This window comes from Cysteiniphilum halobium (assembly GCF_003574425.1).
In the GTDB taxonomy this organism is placed as follows: Bacteria; Pseudomonadota; Gammaproteobacteria; order Francisellales; family Francisellaceae; genus Caedibacter; species Caedibacter halobius.
Map to the genome: position 1 here is coordinate 26,500 of NZ_QLIU01000028.1, position 19,017 is coordinate 45,516.

Below are 19,017 nucleotides of genomic sequence, written 5' to 3' on the forward strand. Positions count from 1 at the left end.
TACAGTCATTACCCATACATTTCGGGACATGTATCATCCATATTTTTGCTACTGCCAAACAGCTTCACATTAGTTGATCCAACACCATCGATCTGAAAATCATGCATATCAATTAATTGCAATATCTCCAGCTCCTTAGCCGGCGCCAATAAGTATAGCTCAATCCGTTTAGGATAGTAATAAACAAACATCTCAATTTGACATAAATCGACGTTTTGATGCTTTTTGGTAATATAGGTTGCTAATTGTTGCAAAATTTCTTTACGCGCCGGTGGCATCTCTTTGGGATTAACTACCTGCTCAGGATGTTCGGCAACATCAACATGCACTGTGATATCTTTAATATTATCAATCGCTAAGGTTAAAGCGCCTCGAACATGTTCAGCAATATAATGTCCTTCTGATGCCGTGATGTGTGAGTCAACCAGAATATGCACATCAAGCATAACTTGCCCTGCCATTTTACGTGTACGCAAACGGTGATAATGTTTCACACCATCGATGCTTTTAATAATTTTCTCAATATGATGCAATAACGTATCATCGACACCAGTATCTACTAACTCGGACAATGCTTTATAGCACCACTTAATACCCATCCTACCAATCAAAATAGATACGATGATTGCTGCTAATGCATCCATCCACATCAAGCCAAGCATACTACCGATTAAGCCAATAAGCACAACAACGGATGACCACATATCTGATCGACTATGCCAAGCATTAGCTCGCAAAAGGTCAGAATCAATACGATTAGCAGTGATCATCGTATAACGAAAAAGCCCTTCATTGGCTAAAATTGAAAAAATGGCAGCATAAATTGTCGATTGATCGGGAGTTATTAATTCTCCAGCAAACAAATTAGCTAGGGCATGATAAGTAATAAGTAAAGCAACCAAAATTAAAATAATCGATAAAATAACCGTCGCTAAGGTTTCAATACGCTCATGACCATAAGGGTGATTGCTATCTGCTCCTTTATTAGCGTGTTTGGCTGCAAACAACACCATAATATCACTTAACAAATCAGAAAATGAATGCACACCGTCAGCGAATAATGCAGGAGACCCACCCACTAATCCAATCAACATTTTTAACAATGCCAAGGCTGTATTGACAAACATCCCGATGATGGTAACTTTTTTACTTTCTTGATAGCGCTCTACTTCAGAAACTGCCATATTTGAAACATCTTTACTTAAGCTTATTTGTGCTTAGCATACTGAAGTTTCTTGATTTGTATATCAAAAGGCTCAATATAGCACTAATTTAGTACTAATTAATAATCATTCTCAGGCGTTGATAATAATAGTACTGCCCCACCATGATAAATAACAAGCTTAAGATAATGATTGGGCTGATAATACTTGGCAGTGGCCAGCCAAAGTTTAAGGCGGATATTTCATCACAGACTAATGCCAGTACATTCAATACCAAAAAAATCAGGCTAAACGCTGTGGCATTTTTCTCTTTTATGTTTTTAATAATTTGTGGCAACCAATAAACCGCATAGCAAAACATGCTGATAAAGCCAATGTTTTCTAACATGGTATCGTTTAAATTATGTAGACTTACTAAAGCAATACCCACAGCAATAACAAGCAAACATATAATGTGAAAATTATAGCTTTTAGCTTTTTTTCTCTTTTCATTCTTTGTTCTTTCACTATCGCGATATATTTGCCATTGTTGAAATAGTAAACATCCTAAAGTTAGCATAGTGACCACTCTATACTGCCACTGTAAATCAAAGCCAAACCCATAAATAAGATCTAAAACATTAGCAATAACCATCAACAAATGTGTGCCATGACTAATATGTCCTGCTTGGTGTTTTAACTGATTATGAATAATCTGCGGCAAGAAATAAATACAATAAATAATAAATGAAATATTAATACTGATATGACCGATCACACTTTGATCTCCCCATTGGCTTTACTCTTAATATACGCAAGAAGACAAATAAAGCGCATGCATAATGCAAATCTCAGAGACTTCCTACGCTAGAATTAACTCGTTCAAAGACAAAGGGTTATTAGGTAAAACCTTCTCAAGCAAAAAGCCCCCTGTCGTCGGCGGTATTCTAGTATGTATTTTTTGCCAAAACAAGCAGGAAATGATAAACGATCTAGCGTAATTCAACGGGAATAACAGCTTCTAATGCTTTTATTTTCTCTCTTAAACTTAAGATAATTGAAATAGCGGATGAATTAACACCCAAATCACGCATTAAACGCATTGCTGATTTAGCGCGTGCAATATCATATGCTGAGACATAATAAATATCCGACTGCACTTTAGCTCTCACTACATCATGTTCAATCCATTCAATAATGATAGTCTGTGGCACACATAGCATCTCTGACAATTCAACAATACTAATATAATCTCCTGCTACGATCATCTCTGCCATCTTTATGCTCCTAATAAATCTTTACGTGGATCAAATGCCATTTCAGTGGCCATGTTTTGATAAAAGGCTTTTTGTGCTGCTGATACCGCTGGTGGTAAGATAACATCTAAAACCACATAAAAATCACCACCTGCCAGGCCTTTGCCTGTCAAACGCATTTTCTTACCACTTTGGGTATGCTCTGGCACCTTAAGCTTCATATGACCATGTGGTGTTGGCACATTAATCTCAGCCCCTAATGCCGCCTCCCAAGGAGCAACTGGAATATGACTATAAATATCGTTGCCCACCACTTTGTACTGTTTATCAGATTGAACAATAATCTCAAGATATAAATTGCCACTTAATCCACCACCGACACCTGCTTCCCCCTGACCTTTCAGCCGAATTTGTTGATGATTACCAACTGCTTTAGGAATTTTAACTTTTAAACGTTTTGTTTTCTCAATAATACGTCCTTCTTCATTAACCGTTTGATAAGCAAAATGCAATTCGCGTTCAACACCAGCTAAAGCATCATGCACACTAATCTCAACCTTGGTATGTAAATCCTGTCCATTCATTGCAAAACCTTGTTTGCGACCTTGACGCTCCTTATGCTGTTGGCGAAAGAACTCACTAAAAATATCCTCATAGCCACCAAAATCACCACCTTGATAGAAATGTTGCTGGTGATGACTCTGCCCTTGCGTATTTCTACCTTGATGAAAGCCACCCTCTTTAGCATGCTGCCAATTAGCACCATATTGATCATATAGCTTACGTTTTTCTGTGTCTTTAAGAACTTCATACGCGTCTTGTACTTCTTTAAACTTCTCTTCAGCATTGGGCTCTGTACTGACATCTGGGTGATATTTTTTCGCTAAACGTCGATAGGCTTTTTTAATCTCAGCATCAGTCGCTGTTTTTGCCACGCCTAAAAGCTGATAATAATCTTTTTCCATAGATCACTTTCCTTTCACTTAATTTTTGTTTTTTCAATACGACTTCACTTTATAATAAGTTAATAACACATCTCTTTTTGCTGTTCTTCAAAATAGCGAGTAATGCCACCTTCATAGTTATAGACGTTTTTAAAGCCAAGCTCAATCAGCTTTTGCGCGGCTTTTTGGCTTCTAACACCTAATTTACAAATCACAATAATTTTTTGTGCTTTACGCACATCTTCTGGAATAGCACCTTGCAAGACTTGCGCCAATGGCAAATGATCTACTTCAACATCTAAGGAAGCAATATCAAGCTCCCATGCTTCGCGAACATCGATAATCAATGCCTCTGGATCAAGCTGATATGCCTTCTTTACTTCAATCACTGTGTTATTGTTTTGCTCAAGACCAAAATCATGTGTTACACAACTTTTGCAATCTGGATTGCGCTTAAACGCGTAACTTTGCCAAGCTAATGCATCACTATCAAATATCATCAAATATTGGTTAATCTCTTTGCCTAAAAAGAAATTAACAGCCATATTTGCCGCCATTGTACCAACAACACCGACACTTGCCCCTAAGACACCTGCCTCTGAGCAATTTGGTACCAAATGCGCTGGTGGCGGTGATGGATACAAACAACGATAACAAGACTTCGTAGGGTCAAAAAAACTCAATTGTGCTTGTGATTTAAGCACACTAGCACTTATAAAGGGTTTGTTAAGTTTGCAACAAGCATCATTTACAGCATAGCGCGTTTGGAAGTTATCACTGCCATCGATGATTAAATCATAAGTTTCAAAAAGCGCACAAGCATATTCAAAGTCTAGGCGTTTATTATATTCAATTAACGTAATATCACTATTAATCGCTGATAAATGCTTTACTGCAGCCGTTGATTTAGCAGTGCCAAAATCATCTTCAGTAAATAAAATTTGTCGTTGCAAATTAGATAACTCTACCACATCAAAATCGACAAGCCCGAGTGTTCCAATACCAGCTGCTGCCAAATACATCGACACCGGAGAACCAATGCCACCACAACCAATAATACAAACTCGCGCATTTTGTAATTTTTGCTGTCCCTTAATTCCCATCACCGGAAAGTGACGTTGATAGCGTTTGTAGTTCATCCTAACCTCTTTAGCATCTCACCTAACAATGTATTAGCAATGATTATATGCCATAGCATAGAAGATAAGTAACAAAAGACTGGCATTTATTTGGACCAGCGGGAGCGAACCAACAAAAAGTTACGGTTTCGATATGAAAAATTGCAAAAACTGGTTTTCAAACCGTAACTCTCTACTGAAAATTCGACTACTCCTCACTTGAGTAAGCTATTTCTGCTTCAAGTACAGGATAATAAGTTCTATCCCGTCCTGACTGCTGGACAGTCAACAGCTTTATTTCGAGCAAATTGACCAATGCCCGTGATACAGCCTGGCGTGATTGCCCCAACTCAACAGAAAGCTTGCTAGCATTACCATGGCCTGTTTTTACAATCATTTGTAATAGACTTAATTCTTTTGGAGTAACGTCATATTGTGCAATTCTCTCCTGTGCCAACTTTGTCACCATAGGCTTTGCAATATCAAGCGTTAAGCGGTCTGTCAGGTCTCCAACACTTAGCTCGTTAAGCAGCCGCTTAAGAAGTCCAAACACATATCGTAATCTGCCCTTGGTTATTTTAAAGAGGTGCAAAAACACTTCTTGATCAACAGGCATTTCTGCATTTTTATGTGTTTTGTAGAAACTGACACGTTGATTGACCAGATTTAGAAACTCCTGTTCTGATAAAGCGTCAATTTTTACTTCATAACTGACGATATCATCTAGTCGGTCAACTTGTTGTGCAATAAACCGTCTTAAGCCAACATCACCGACCAACATCCAGCTTACTATATCAGTTTGGATATAGTCTCTTAGCTCATTAAATAAGTATTTTAAGTGTTTTGCTTCGTGTATAGCACCAACATCCAAATTATTTAATTGCAGCAAAATACCAAATTCATAACCAAGGGATTGCACTAAATTGGCTAAATCCTCAAGGTGGTGTCCTAAAATTGCTGCTGGCACAATACTAGGTTGAGAAGCGATACCCGCATTTTTTCCATAACTTAATCCAAAGCCCAGTGCATCAATACCAAAGGAACGGTATGTCTCAGCAATACGCATCGTGAGCGCCTTGGCATCTTGAAATTTTTTATTGTTTGCAACAAGCTCTGATTGAAAGATATCAAGTTCACGCACGATATTGCCAACTACGACAGCCAATAATGTCTCGATATTCCAGCCCGCACCGACTCTTATTTCATTCGACGGTGTAAAGTATTTTTTCTGTGCTTGAGAATTGAATCTCAGGTAATTGCCAAACGACGTGGTGCCTATCCCTCTTGCGCCTTCGACTATTAGTAACACGTTTTTTTCTGCTAGGACATTTTTACAAGTGGCAACGCTTTTATCACGACCAACGTACAAATCTAATGTCGCTTGCCTAATTGGGTCCGTATTAAACGGGTTGTCACTAAATCCTAAAGCATTCCACTGCATCATCTCCCTCCAGATTAGCCTGCAAAATTTAATAATACTAAATGCGCAACAATTGTCAACTAAAAAATGTTGCGCAACATGGTTCTGCACCGTAATGTTGCGCATTTGCAATTATAGATTGTCTCAAAAACTGCCAAACTTGAGCATAATTATAAAAAACAACCATGTTATTGTTGTGCTCTTGCTAGCTTTTCTTCAGTTTTTCACAAGCATTATCTGCTAACTGGAAATGTGAAAACTCAACACCATTTAGTAGACTTTGTAAATGTTCAAGCTTGATTGCCGTCATAATGATTTGTGCATTAATACGCATAAGCTTCATGAGCACTTTTTCTAAATGTATTTGATCTAACTCTGAGTGCAGGTCATCTACCAGGTAAATACAACCAGTTTGATGCTCTTTTGAAAAGATCTCACCTTGCGCTAATTTCAAGGCTGATATTAAAATCTTCTGTTGACCACGCGAGAGAATATCTTGTGCTGGATGCCCTTTGACTTTGAAGCGCAAATCTGCTCGATGCACACCATGACTGGTGATGCCAGTTTTGCTATCACTCATATAACTTGATGTTAATACATCTGCTAAATTTTTATCCTGTGACCAGCCACGGTAATAGCTCATATCAATTGCAAGCGCACTATTAAATTCTTTAAGAATTTCCATTACTTTTGGCATTAAAATTTCAAAATATTCAAGGCGTGCCTGATCTAAACTTTCTGATTTAGCAATAAGCTCTTGATCTAAAATTTCAATATAGTTTAATGGATAGCCCTGCTTTAATGCAGCATTACGCTGTTTAATCAAGCGTTTTGATTGCTGCCATAATGTTAAGAACTCTGGTTTATGATAAAAAGCGCCCCAATCTAGAAGCTTTGAGCGTTGTTGTGCACCACTGTTAATTAAGCTAAAGCTCTCAGGATTAAATAACTGTACAGGGAGTGCCCGCGTTAACTGTGCTTGAGATTGTGCATCCTCACCATTTAGTTTCACTACACTTTTACTGTGTTTATCACGCATACTAGCAAGCGTTTTTTCCATCAAGTCACCTGATTGATGTACATCATAAAATTTAACAAACAATTGAAAATTATCCTTTTCATGCGCAATAATTCGGGCAAGCTGAGAACTTCTAAAAGAACGCCCCATCGATAAAAAATAAATCGCCTCTAAAATGGATGTCTTACCACTGCCATTTTGTCCACAAATAATATTCACACATGGATGTAATGATAATGATGCATTAACTAAATTACGAAACTGAAAGATATTGAGTGTGCTAATATACATAAGCCAAAAAAACTTAAACTGGTTTAAAAATGCTTTGTGTGGATGAGGATGTTAAGCGACTATGTAGTTCAATCGCATAGCGATCGGTCATGCTAGCAATAAAATCACTGATCACACGCGCACGATTAACCTGATCATCCGGATCAAAAGCATAGAAAATCTCACCAATATCCTCAGGCAAAAGTGACGTTTCTACCTGTGAGTTAACTAAAATATCAAACAATGACGAAATAATCTCACGTCCTTGATAACGCACAACATTCATCTTGGGAGAGCTAATCACCATAAAGTAAACAAAAAGCTTTAATACTTCAACCTGCTTGTAAACATCAGGTTCAAGATAAACCGAAGATAATACCGGACAAGCTTCATCATAATTAAGAGCGACATGTGAAATACAATAATGGACAAGATTTGACGTAAATTTTGTGCGCAAATAACTTGAATTTGCAAGCTTTTTTGCCTGTTGATAAACAACATCAAATTTGGCGTCAAAATCTATAATACCTTCAAAAATTGACTTTAAAATCATCTTAATATCGGCAATGGACAAATTAAGGCCATCAACCTTAGCTTGTTGTTGCACTTTTATCAGTACTTTTTCCTCCGCATTAACCATTGATAAAGGATCTAGGAAGCCACCTTTAAATGCATCTTCAATATCATAAGTCGAATAAGCAATATCATCCGCCAAATCCATAATTGAACATTCTATCGTTTTAAATTTGCGCCCATGCAAAATATCATGAGAATAGCCAAATAATACATGTTGTTTGATTTTATCGACCATGGCTTGTTCACTGGCATAATAACCTTTTATTGGTTGGTCACTTAAATTGATAATATAGCTAGGAATCTCTTTGTCATATTTAAGTATTGCTGCTAGCGTGCGATGCGTTAAGTTCAAGCCAAAACGATTATCTTTTCCCGAGTGAATAGGACCTTCTCCTTTAAAAACTTTCTTCTCGGTTTTTGCTAGTAGCCTCAAGGTTTGTGCATTGCCTTCAAAGCCACCGAACTCCCGCATTTTGTCATGTAATGCTTTTTCACCATTATGTCCAAATGGCGGATGTCCAATATCGTGGCACAGAGCTGCTGTTTCAACCAAATCAGTATCTAAATCTAAATCAAAACGCAAATTAATTCCTGTTGCAATGGATTTAGCAACTTGTGCCACCTCAAGCGAATGGGTTAAACGATTCCTAAAAAACTCACTCTCAGAACATGGAAAAATCTGCGTTTTCCCTTGCAAGCGCCGAAAAGAAGCCGAGTGTATCACACGCGCATAATCACGACGAAAGGCAGAGAAATGCTCTTTTGGATGCGGCTCGTATACACCACGATAATAATCTTTTTCTTGATATAGTGATCTTTTTGGTCTGTTTGACATAACTGTCAATACTTCCTATTTAACTTAACATTTTAAAGCAAAGTTAGTGTAACCTATTGCTAGCTCGTTTCACAGAATTTCCTACCCTATCCAGACGAGTACTGGCATTTTTTGTTTGTTATCACTTTACAGAATTAATAAACCTACGCAATAATAAATGTGCTGTTACACAAATTGTTATAAGTTACGTATCAGTAGATTAGATTTTATCTAAAATCTTCAGGAAAATAATAAGAAATAAAGGAGCATAATTTATGAAGAGAGTTTTAGTCGTAGCATTAACAATAGGTGCTTTGTTATCCACTTCAGCTTTTGCTAAAGAAGCAGGCAAATCACAGGTAGTTGTTGAATCCAAGAACATTCTAGGTGATCTAAGCATGAATCAAAAGATTGTCATTTCATCTGCTGATGTTGCTGCAGGCAAAGACAAAACTTTTGAATTAGCTGAGTTTTGCACATACACCAATGATAAAAATGGCAAAGTAACGGTTGATGTTTCAAACAATGAGAAGAAGTTTGCCGTTGTTGGCACCAAAGGTGAAGGTCAGCTACCTTATACACTTGTCATCAATAAAACCGCCGTAAAATACGGTAAAAATGAATTAACTGTTGATGCCAATGATTTGCCATCTGGTTGCAAAACAAAAGAAGCCGTTTTCATGACATTCAAAGGTACGGATATTCGCAATGCTAAAGCAGGGACATATAGTGCCTCTTTGAATTTAAGTGTTGCATAACAACACATATTCAATTAATTTTTTCAGTACATAGGTAAGAACTTAAGGGATATCTTTTTAGAGTCCCTTTTTGTTATACATAAACTTACTAAAAAGGAATAAACTATGAAATTAACGCGTATCCTTGCAAGTATTTTTTTATTCATTACCGCTACATCATCACTATTTGCCGGTGCGGTACTTGATGTTGTTAAACCGAATATTGTGATCAATCAAAAAGTTAAACGTGACTATATTCCATTAACCAATATTGGCAATGAAAGTGGGACTTTTATTGTGCAAGTCAAAAATGTAACCGACCCTGAACACGTCATCACCTACAGCAATAATGAACTTAAAACACTACCTGTTATTATTAGTCCTATCTTGATTCGTAATTTAGGCTCTGGCAATAATAAGCGTATTTCTGTGCGTAAAAAAGGTAATGTCACTAAACCAATGAAACTCCAACTCGTTATTAGTGAGTATAAAAAATCAGCTAATGACAAAACAGAGGTTGCTGAGGATGCAGCAGGGATTGATGTTCAGGGATCTATCCATTATATTGCCAATATTGCAATCAGCTAATAATTGATCGTAAATAGGGGCAGATTAAATGACCAAACTAGGCAAATATCTTTATTTTGCTTTTTTTATTGCTACTGTACCCCCCATGATAGTAAACGCCTATCAGTTTAAAAACAACTCCAAATACTATGAGCGCCCAGCCAAAAAGGAGCAGGAAAATCCGCGCTTTGTAGTTGGCAATCTGACACTTAATGAAAAAGTTGTTATTAGTGCAGATATGATCACTAAAGGTAGAGATCAAATTATCTCTTTAGGAACTTTCTGTGCTTATCACAAAGGTAATAAGCGCTTTCCTTTGCGCATTACTACCAATGAGGGTAGTTTCATTGCTAAAGGTTTAGATAATCAAGGCAACCTTCCCTATCAGATTTTAATTAACAAAATTGAAATACCCTACAACCAAATTCAAGGTATTCAAACGAATAATCATGACTTTAATGAATGTCAACTCTATGAAACAATTGCGATTAAATTCTCTAAGTATACGATTCAACATGCTAAGGCTGGGCGTTATCAACTCTCATTAATTCTGCAAAGCAGATAAGTTATGACTTTTTATCAGCCCTATTGCGGGAAAAAGAAAATAAAACGCCTTTTGATATATTTTGGCCTTATATTAAGTCACTGTTTGTTTGTTGGCATCGTCCCTAAAGTGGCTGCCGCATCAGACTTACCGCCTGGCTTTGAAGACTTTATTGAAGATGATGAAACAAGTCTTGTCACTATTGTTTTTGGTAAAGAAAAACTATTAGAAACAACTGCAACTTTTAATGATGATGAGATTACGTTTGATGAGCCTGATCTTATTTTACAAAAACTTAAACCGTATATCACGAAAACTGCACAACATTTGCTACTAGAGGAAATATCAACATCACAAAAAACCAATGCCGACCGTAATTGCAGTAATGGCTCCAATTGCGGCTTTATTCGCCCACAAGTACTGGGGGTTATTTTTGATCGCAACAATTATCGCGCACAACTTTTTATTAATCCTAAATATCTTCTGGCACAAGATGCTGTTCCTGCTAAATTTTTACAAAACTCGACCGCAGGCTTTGGCACGCTTAATCTATTGCAGCTTGGTTTATCAGGTAATAATGATCAAAACCACTCAATGGCTGTAAATCACAACGGTTATTTAGGTTATGGTAACTGGCATTTAGACTACAAGGATAACTTCACCTACTCTATTACCCCTGGACAACCGCCGATTAAGCAGTTTCAATTTCGTGATTTCGATCTAAATTGGCGTCATAAACAATATCATCTATCTCTAGGTTTGCAAGACACAGTAGGCACGATGATTATCCCAAGCTTGCAAATTGTTGGTGCTAGCTTACAAACCAATCTTGAGCTTTTAACCAATCTAAATGAGCAAATTGCCACGCCGGTTGAAGTCAATATTATTGTACCAAGTTATGTTGATGTTTACCGAGGTAATACCTTGATCGATACGCAATACTTTCCACCGGGAAATCATTTTCTTGATACACGCAGCTTTCCATCAGGCGCCTATATGCTGCGCCTTGAAACACGCACATTAACCAACCAAACCTCCAATAAACAAGTCTACTTTATTAAAACAAATGCTCTGCCACTTTTGACTTTACCTAATTATTATATTAGCTATGGTCGTTTAGCTGAGCTTATTTCAGGTACAATTTTTCCTACATTAACTGATCTTAATGTCCTAACTTTTGAGGCTAAGCAGCGCTTAAGTAAATCTTTTGGTGTTGGTGAACATCTGACAATGTTTAATCAACAAGAAGCTATTGGCGAGTTTATGCTAATGATGGAGTTATCACATTTAAGCCTTTATAACTCATTTGCAGTAAGTAATTTTGGTGATCTTGGTCTTGCTTTCTCTGTTGCTGGCAATATCTCAGGCGTGACACTAAATACTTTTTTTAGACAAATTTGGGTTAAAGACAATAGTAGCAATTATATCAATCAATACTTTGAAGACACACAGACTAGTAATACAAATATCGGCACATCACTATCCTTTAACTGGCATGAGATTAATTTCACAACTTCATTAAGCTATGCCTATGTTGATAATAATTTCCAACACGATATTGGCTTTGACGTTTCTAAAACCTTTAGCTTTGGTGATAACAACTACTTGACACTTTCACTATCCTTGGATCACTCAGAGAGTAACAAAAGCGCCTTCTTGCAACTGACATGGAGCTTTGGTACGCAAAATGGCTGGTATATGGTCGCAGGTCTTGAAAGTCAAATAAGTCAACAAAGTGAAAAGCCAATACAAAGAGAAGAGAATGTTAAATTCAACGTTGGCAAAGAGTTTACAGGGAATGACTATCAAAATGATATAGGGCTTAGTACTGAAGTTAACCATAACACTCAATACTACTCACAATACGCAAGCACCAGCAACCGATACTTTAATACTTTACAGCAGCTAAATTTAGCACAATCCAAACATAATAAGCCTGTCATTAGCTACAACATTCAGACATCAAGCTCACTTGCGTATACACCAATGACCAACTGGGGAGTTAGTGGCTCAGACAATCGCAGTGGTGTACTTATCTATATTAATGCAGATATTCCTAGTAAATACACAATCTATGTTGATGGCAAAGAAAATGCAGTAATTGATAATAATCAAAGTTATTTCGTGCCAATGTCAGTCTACAAAGAGCATAATGTGCAAGTACAATCACATGAGGTGACATTAAGTGTTCCTCATAATGATCGCGATGTTACACTTTACCCAGGCAATATAGAAACCATTGAGCTCAATGCTAAACCCGCCATTTTAATTATGGGCAACTTTGTCAACATGCAAGGTGAAATACTCAGCTATGCCAAAGTCACTGGCGGACTCGAGCCATCTGAAACAGATGACGATGGCTTTGCACAAATCGATGTCATATTAGGCAACAAACTCACCCTTGAAACCAAAGATGGAAAAACTTGTATAGTAAACTCTAATGATTTGAGAGCAGAAGATGGCATTGCCTTTCAGGATGAAATTGTCTGTGAGTAGTTATTTTTTATGTTTAAGCGCATCTTTTAATTGATCAAAACGAATCATTGCCTCGCTATTGGTTTCTTTTCTAGCAATCAATTCATTGCCCTTATAGCCATAACCATAAAACACCTCATAGCTTGCTGATAATCCAAGCTTTTCCAACCGCTGACAAAAATTTTGCCAGCGGTTTTTACCTATCAAAGTTTTACGCATTTTCGTATCTGCTAATGGTTCATTTAATGCACGAATATCACCAAGCAAGGTTTTAATCGTTTCATACTGAAACTTAATCGTCTCGGCATCCATCACCACACTTTGGTATTGTTCTTTATTTAACACATCACCCATATCATGCATATCCAGCATCTGATTGATGTGTACCATGCCATCGATTAACTGCCAGGCTTTTTTTATCTCTTGTAAACTAGTGCTGCCAAAACTGGTAAAAACCAACACCCCTTGCGGTTTTAATTGCTTATGCCAGTTTCTTAGTTGCACATTGATATTTGCCACTTGCTGAATTTTACAATGCGAAATAATCACATCATAAGACACCTCTTTATCCAACGTATGATTATTTATTACGGCATTTGGATAGATCTCTTTGATCACTGCTAAATGTGCGTCTAACCCTTCAACAAAAATATGTTCAGGATTTAATTTGATAAAGCTTAATTTATCTAATAAACGCTCAGCGATTTCATTTTTTATAAAACTGTCATGCACAAAACGCCTCTCATACTGTTGACGTTTTTTATGAAATAATGATTGATCAAACACTAATAACTAAAACCTATTAAATAACTTCTTTTTCTATTTCTGTTCACGCAACTTATCTAAATAACGCAGTGACAGCATATGATAAATCGGCTCTTTACAAATTACACGTGAGGAAGCTGTGCCTAGAAGTGCTGCCAACATAATTGGTAAAAGCATTCCACTTGAGACATTTTGCGTCATCTCAGACACAATAATAAAGCAAGTAATGGGGCTTTGTACTACACCTGAGAAATAAGCAACCGTACCAATTAAGATAATTGCACCTGCATATTTAGGATCAAAAAAACCACTCATCATATGCCCAAATCCAGCACCTGCAGATAACGATGGTGCAAAAATACCACCTGGAATACCACTAACAAACGACAGTAAAGTCGCAATCATTTTCCACAATCCAAAGAAAATGGACACATGTACCTCATGACCATTTAGTAGAGCTACTGCTGTTTCTTTGCTACTGCCATAGATCACGCCACTAGTACATACACCAATTACGGCAATAACAAAGCCAATGCTACCTGCAAATAACACAGGATGCTTGCGAACTATTTGCGCCACAGCTGCTGATAGAAGTAACAGCATCCGACTAAAGAGTCCTCCTAAAAAACCACAAACGACAGCAACAATAATAAGCACAATCCAGCCACCACCTAAAATATCTAAGGTTGCAGAGCTTGCACCGAAGTAGGCATAATTGCCCATAATCTCTAATGATACAAAACCACATAGTACTACCGTAGTGATCATGGTACCAGTAATCCCTTTATCAAAAGAGCCAGCTAATTCTTCAATAGCAAAAACAACTCCTGCTAAAGGGGCATTAAAGGCTGCTGCAATCCCTGCTGCCCCTCCAGCTAACAATAAGCCTTTCTCAGTATCCTCACGATTAAACTTCTCCAACCTCCCTAAAAAATGCATAACCGATGCACTTAGCTGAATAGTTGGACCCTCGCGTCCAATCGAAGCACCACTTAAAAAGCCTAATGCAGTTAATAAAAACTTGCCCAACGCAATACGTAGTGATATCAATTTGCTGCGTCGTTGCATATTCTTGACTTTAAGAGCGGTCATCACCTGCGGGATACCACTGCCTTCAGCACCATCAAAATACGTTTTAAGCAAATAGATAATCACCATAAAACCAATCGGCATAATAAACAAAGGCCAATATGGATGATCTTGACTTAACTCATTAAAACTGTCATTTAAGTTATCGCACAGATAAGCAAATAATACACAAATCAGCCCAACAAGAATTGCCCCTCCCCAGAAGATCAAACGCCTTCGCCAAAGCGATAGGGACATAAGCTTGCGTGACTCAGTGAAAATCTTATCTTTTTTTAGCGCTTTTAAATCAAAATACTTCATGAAAACTGTCTTTACCACTAATAAGCAAAATTGCTGGTGCCATTTTACGCTTTAGTTTCTTGAAAAAAAAGTACAAATAGCTTAATAACTATGACAAAATTAGCCTTACATGATGTTAGTTCGAGTTAACCCAATGAAACAAATCCATATTATTACTATCACCTATACCGCACCTGCTGAAATTGTAGATCAAGTTCGCTCAAGACATCGCACATTCTTAGATCGCGGTTATGAAAAAGGGTTATTTATTGCCTCAGGTCCAAATAGCTTATACAACGGAGGTGTGATACTGGCATCAGGTAACTTAGAGGAAATCAAAGTATTATTGCAAGAAGATCCCTTTATCACTGAAAAGGTAGCAAGTTATAGCTATCATAGTTTTGATCTCGTCAAACATACTAAAGCCTTTAGTGCATTTGTTTAAACTAAATACTTAATATGGCCTTCAAGGCTATTCAGATAACTCTCAATCGTTGATTCATCACGATCAAGCAAAGTAATAAGCTCCTTGACAAAGCCCTCGATGAGCAAGCTCGTTGCCTGACCCTTATTAATTCCACGTGATTGTAAGTAAAATAAAACTTGCGGATCAAGCTGACCGATCGTTGCTCCATGACTACAAACGACATCATCGGAATAAATTTCAAGCTCAGGTTTGGTATTGATCTCAGCAGTATTAGTCAACTGAATATTACGGTTATTTTGCAGCGCCTTTACGCTATGTAAATCTTTAGCAACATAGGCTTTTGCATTGAAAGTTGCCGATGCTTTGCCACCAACAACACCTCGAAATGCGACATCGCTTTGTGTATTGGATGCATTATGTTTAACGTTAAAGTGATAATCTACTTTTGCGTTATGTGCCAAAGCATATATTCCCTTGGCATTAAAAACAGCACCCTCACTGTATAAATCCACACTAAACTCAATACGCTTAAGCGCCGCATAAGCTGCCATTTGAAACGTTTCATAATATGCATTTTTGCCTATGGAAATATTCAGTTTATGCGTAACCAATAACTGCTCTACACTTTTACTTTCCAAAGCGTCATAGCGGCACTTGGCTCCCTCTTTAAGATGAATATTGCTACAAATATTCACTGCTGAATATGAGTCACCCAATGCAATAAAATTTTCACAAATCATACACTCTACATATTCATCAATTACTAAAGTATGCTGGTAGTTAACCAGCATCTTCTGACTATTATCAGTATGTAGATAAGTCATAATAATAGGTTTTGTTAGACGCGTGTTTTTCCTAACCTGAATCGTCACACCACCTAAATACGAGGCAATGTTTAAATTAGACAGCGCATCATCATTTTCTATCTGGGGCTGTAGAGACAAACTATCCTGAATAGTCACACCATCAATTTTATCAATATAAGCAAGCTGCCCATCAACAAAGATAATATTATGCATATCAGTACTTAGATTAATCATTGACAATGTCTCGTCAAGATTTGTATTCAATCCAAGCTTGACTTGAGCAATATCATACTTTTTATACAAAGAAGTTAAATCGGTATAACGCCAACGTTCATTCTTTTTATTTGGAAAACCTTGATCAATAAATGCTTGCCATGCATTTTCACGCTGTTTAATTGCCTCATCTGCCAGATTAAGCTTTGAAATCGGCTGTTCTAATTGCAACATATCGTGCTCCTTAGTCATTGATCCAAGCATAACCTTTATCTTCAAGCTCAAGTGCGAGCTCTCGCCCTCCTGATTTGACAATTTTACCATCTGCTAAAACATGGACAAAATCAGGCGCAATATAATTTAACAGACGCTGGTAATGGGTAATAACAATAAACCCACGCTCGCCATTGCGCATGTGATTTGCACCCTTTGATACCACCTGCAAAGCATCGATATCCAGTCCTGAATCTGTCTCATCTAAAATACATATTTTAGGCTCGAGCATCATCATTTGCAGCATTTCATTACGCTTCTTTTCGCCACCTGAAAAACCTTCGTTAACGCCACGTTTCATATATTTTTGATCCATTTCAAGGATATCCATATTAGCACGTAATTTTTTCATAAAGCTCATGGCATCAAGCTCACTTTGCCCCTTGGCTTTGCGTGTACTATTGACTGCCGTTTTTAGAAATTGTGTGTTACTCACTCCAGGGATTTCAACAGGATATTGAAAACTTAAAAACATCCCAGCATGTGCCCGCTCCGAAGGGTCTAGTTCAAAGATATTTTGACCATTTAGCAGCACTTCTCCTTTGGTTATTTCATAACTAGGTTTACCCGAAAGCACATTACCCAAAGTACTTTTACCTGCACCATTTGGTCCCATAATTGCATGTACTTCACCGGATTTAATCTGCAGATTAATCCCTTTTAAGATTACTTTATCCTCAACTTGAGCATGTAAATTTTTAATCTCTAACAACATATCGTTACTTCGCTTTTATCTTTCTACTTTTTATTTTACTTTTTTACTTTCTTACAGTCTTATCTACTTCTCTTGCCTTTCAACACCCTATATGAAGCTACCCTATTGCTCCTTCTAAGCTAACTTCCATCAACTTTTGTGCTTCAACGGCAAACTCAAGAGGTAACTTCTTAAAAACATCTTTACAAAAACCATTGACAATCATCGCCACTGCATCTTCTTCTGACATACCGCGTTGTCGACAATAAAAAAGTTGCTCATCAGAGATCTTAGACGTCGTTGCTTCATGCTCAATTTGTGCTGTTTTTGATTTGTTTTCAATATACGGGTAAGTATGCGCACCACACTCATGCCCTATGAGTAACGAATCACATTGTGAGAAATTTCGTGCATTATCAGCTGTTGGCAACATGCGCACCAATCCACGATAAGCATTTTGTGCGCGCCCGGCGGAAATACCTTTTGAAATAATCGTACTCTTAGTGTTTTTACCCATATGAATCATTTTAGTACCGGTATCAGCTTGCTGTGCATGACGCGTTAATGCCACGGAGTAAAATTCGCCCACACTATTGTCACCACGAAGGATGACAGATGGATATTTCCAAGTAATAGAGGAACCTGTTTCAACTTGTGTCCACGAGATTTTGGCGTTATCTCCCTTGCATACACCACGCTTGGTTACAAAGTTATAGATCCCTCCTTTACCATCTTTATCTCCTGGGTACCAGTTCTGGACAGTGGAATATTTAATTTCAGCATCTTTTAGTGCTACTAATTCAACTACTGCAGCATGCAGCTGATTTTCATCACGCATTGGTGCTGTACATCCTTCTAAATAGCTGACATAACTGCCTTCATCGGCAATAATCAAAGTGCGTTCAAACTGTCCAGTATTAGAAGCATTAATGCGAAAATACGTTGATAACTCCATTGGACAACGCACACCTTTTGGAATATATACAAACGAACCATCGCTAAATACCGCTGAGTTTAATGCCGCAAAATAATTATCCGTTTGTGGCACAACTGAACCAATATATTTCTCAATAAGCTCAGGATATTTCTGCAACGCCTCTGAAATTGGACAAAATATCACACCAGCTTCAGCTAACTTTTCTTTAAAAGTGGTAACCACAGAAACCGAATCAAAAACTGCATCCACCGCAACACCGGCGAGCATTTCTTGCTCATGTAAAGGAATACCTAATTTGTTATAGGTCTCAATTAACTCCGGATCAACTTCATCTAAGCTTTTTGGTTTATCAGCTGCCGATTTGGGCGCTGCATAGTAACTAATCGCTTGATAATCAATGGGCGCATAACTCACATGCGCCCATGTTGGTTCCTTCATCTCTAGCCATTTATGGTAAGCTTGTAGACGCCATTTAAGCATAAATTCAGGCTCATTTTTACGCTTGGAAATCTGACGAATAATATCTTCATCCAAGCCATCGCGAAAACGTTCCTGTTCAATCTCAGTCACAAAGCCATGCTTATATTCCTGATCAAGCATTTTATTTATTTTTTCATCCGCCATGTCGCATGATCTCTTTACTGTTTTCTTAT

Annotated in this window: 18 protein-coding genes; 5 read left to right on the plus strand and 13 right to left on the minus strand. The window is 37.5% G+C overall.

Translation table 11 applies throughout. From position 1 onward, the window contains the following. Positions 1-8: 8 nt before the first annotated feature. The 8 genes from DNK85_RS06430 to dgt all read right to left on the minus strand — a co-directional run bounded on the left by DNK85_RS06430 (position 9) and on the right by dgt (position 8,579). Positions 9-1,184 (minus strand): cation diffusion facilitator family transporter, encoded by a 1,176-nt coding sequence (locus DNK85_RS06430; protein WP_119328753.1) that lies wholly within the window; start codon positions 1,182-1,184, stop codon positions 9-11. A 94-nt stretch (positions 1,185-1,278) separates the two neighbouring features. Then, positions 1,279-1,920 carry a PQ-loop repeat-containing protein gene (locus DNK85_RS06435; RefSeq protein ID WP_119328754.1) on the minus strand — a complete coding sequence of 214 codons (642 nt, stop codon included), beginning with the start codon at positions 1,918-1,920 and terminating at the stop codon, positions 1,279-1,281. Between the two features lie 214 nt (positions 1,921-2,134). Then, complete coding sequence (locus tag DNK85_RS06440) at positions 2,135-2,419, minus strand: chaperone modulator CbpM (protein ID WP_119328755.1); 285 nt, start codon at positions 2,417-2,419, stop codon at positions 2,135-2,137. Between the two features lie 2 nt (positions 2,420-2,421). Further along, positions 2,422-3,363, minus strand: coding sequence for a DnaJ C-terminal domain-containing protein (locus tag DNK85_RS06445; RefSeq protein ID WP_119328756.1), 942 nt, complete (start codon positions 3,361-3,363; stop codon positions 2,422-2,424). Positions 3,364-3,422: 59 nt separating this feature from the next. Next, positions 3,423-4,481, minus strand: coding sequence for a HesA/MoeB/ThiF family protein (locus tag DNK85_RS06450; RefSeq protein WP_119328757.1), 1,059 nt, complete (start codon positions 4,479-4,481; stop codon positions 3,423-3,425). Positions 4,482-4,668: 187 nt separating this feature from the next. Beyond that, positions 4,669-5,904, minus strand: coding sequence for a MarR family transcriptional regulator (locus DNK85_RS06455; RefSeq protein ID WP_162896563.1), 1,236 nt, complete (start codon positions 5,902-5,904; stop codon positions 4,669-4,671). A 181-nt stretch (positions 5,905-6,085) separates the two neighbouring features. Next, entirely contained in the window at positions 6,086-7,189 is a 1,104-nt protein-coding gene (gene recF / locus DNK85_RS06460) for a DNA replication/repair protein RecF (protein WP_119328759.1), read from the minus strand. A 13-nt stretch (positions 7,190-7,202) separates the two neighbouring features. Next, complete coding sequence (gene dgt / locus DNK85_RS06465; protein WP_119328760.1) at positions 7,203-8,579, minus strand: dGTP triphosphohydrolase; 1,377 nt, start codon at positions 8,577-8,579, stop codon at positions 7,203-7,205. 254 nt (positions 8,580-8,833) lie between these two features. Between dgt and DNK85_RS06470 the strand changes: the two genes are divergently transcribed. From DNK85_RS06470 to DNK85_RS06485, 4 genes are all read left to right on the plus strand, one after another. Next, entirely contained in the window at positions 8,834-9,316 is a 483-nt protein-coding gene (locus DNK85_RS06470; RefSeq protein ID WP_119328761.1) for a hypothetical protein, read from the plus strand. A 105-nt stretch (positions 9,317-9,421) separates the two neighbouring features. Then, positions 9,422-9,883 (plus strand): hypothetical protein, encoded by a 462-nt coding sequence (locus DNK85_RS06475; RefSeq protein ID WP_119328762.1) that lies wholly within the window; start codon positions 9,422-9,424, stop codon positions 9,881-9,883. 28 nt (positions 9,884-9,911) lie between these two features. Further along, complete coding sequence (locus DNK85_RS06480; protein ID WP_119328763.1) at positions 9,912-10,427, plus strand: hypothetical protein; 516 nt, start codon at positions 9,912-9,914, stop codon at positions 10,425-10,427. A gap of 3 nt (positions 10,428-10,430) precedes the next feature. Continuing rightward, entirely contained in the window at positions 10,431-12,902 is a 2,472-nt protein-coding gene (locus tag DNK85_RS06485; RefSeq protein ID WP_119328764.1) for a TcfC E-set like domain-containing protein, read from the plus strand. Here DNK85_RS06485 and DNK85_RS06490 read toward each other — a convergent pair whose 3' ends face one another. Both DNK85_RS06490 and DNK85_RS06495 read right to left on the minus strand, forming a co-directional pair. Further along, positions 12,903-13,667, minus strand: a complete 765-nt coding sequence (locus DNK85_RS06490; protein WP_119328765.1) for a malonyl-ACP O-methyltransferase BioC — start codon at positions 13,665-13,667, stop codon at positions 12,903-12,905. A gap of 33 nt (positions 13,668-13,700) precedes the next feature. After that, positions 13,701-15,035: a chloride channel protein gene (locus DNK85_RS06495; RefSeq protein ID WP_119328766.1), complete on the minus strand. Its 1,335-nt coding sequence runs from the start codon at positions 15,033-15,035 to the stop codon at positions 13,701-13,703. A gap of 109 nt (positions 15,036-15,144) precedes the next feature. Here DNK85_RS06495 and DNK85_RS06500 point away from each other — a divergent pair, with 109 nt between their 5' ends. Beyond that, positions 15,145-15,459, plus strand: coding sequence for a YciI family protein (locus tag DNK85_RS06500; RefSeq protein WP_235842398.1), 315 nt, complete (start codon positions 15,145-15,147; stop codon positions 15,457-15,459). Here the strand turns inward: DNK85_RS06500 and sufD are convergent. From sufD to sufB, 3 genes are all read right to left on the minus strand, one after another. Further along, positions 15,456-16,694 (minus strand): Fe-S cluster assembly protein SufD, encoded by a 1,239-nt coding sequence (gene sufD, locus DNK85_RS06505; RefSeq protein ID WP_162896564.1) that lies wholly within the window; start codon positions 16,692-16,694, stop codon positions 15,456-15,458. The two genes, DNK85_RS06500 and sufD, sit on opposite strands and share 4 nt — an antisense overlap. Positions 16,695-16,704: 10 nt before the next feature. Next, positions 16,705-17,448: a Fe-S cluster assembly ATPase SufC gene (gene sufC, locus DNK85_RS06510; RefSeq protein WP_119328768.1), complete on the minus strand. Its 744-nt coding sequence runs from the start codon at positions 17,446-17,448 to the stop codon at positions 16,705-16,707. Positions 17,449-17,545: 97 nt separating this feature from the next. Continuing rightward, complete coding sequence (gene sufB / locus DNK85_RS06515; RefSeq protein WP_119328769.1) at positions 17,546-18,988, minus strand: Fe-S cluster assembly protein SufB; 1,443 nt, start codon at positions 18,986-18,988, stop codon at positions 17,546-17,548. Positions 18,989-19,017 lie beyond the last annotated feature (29 nt).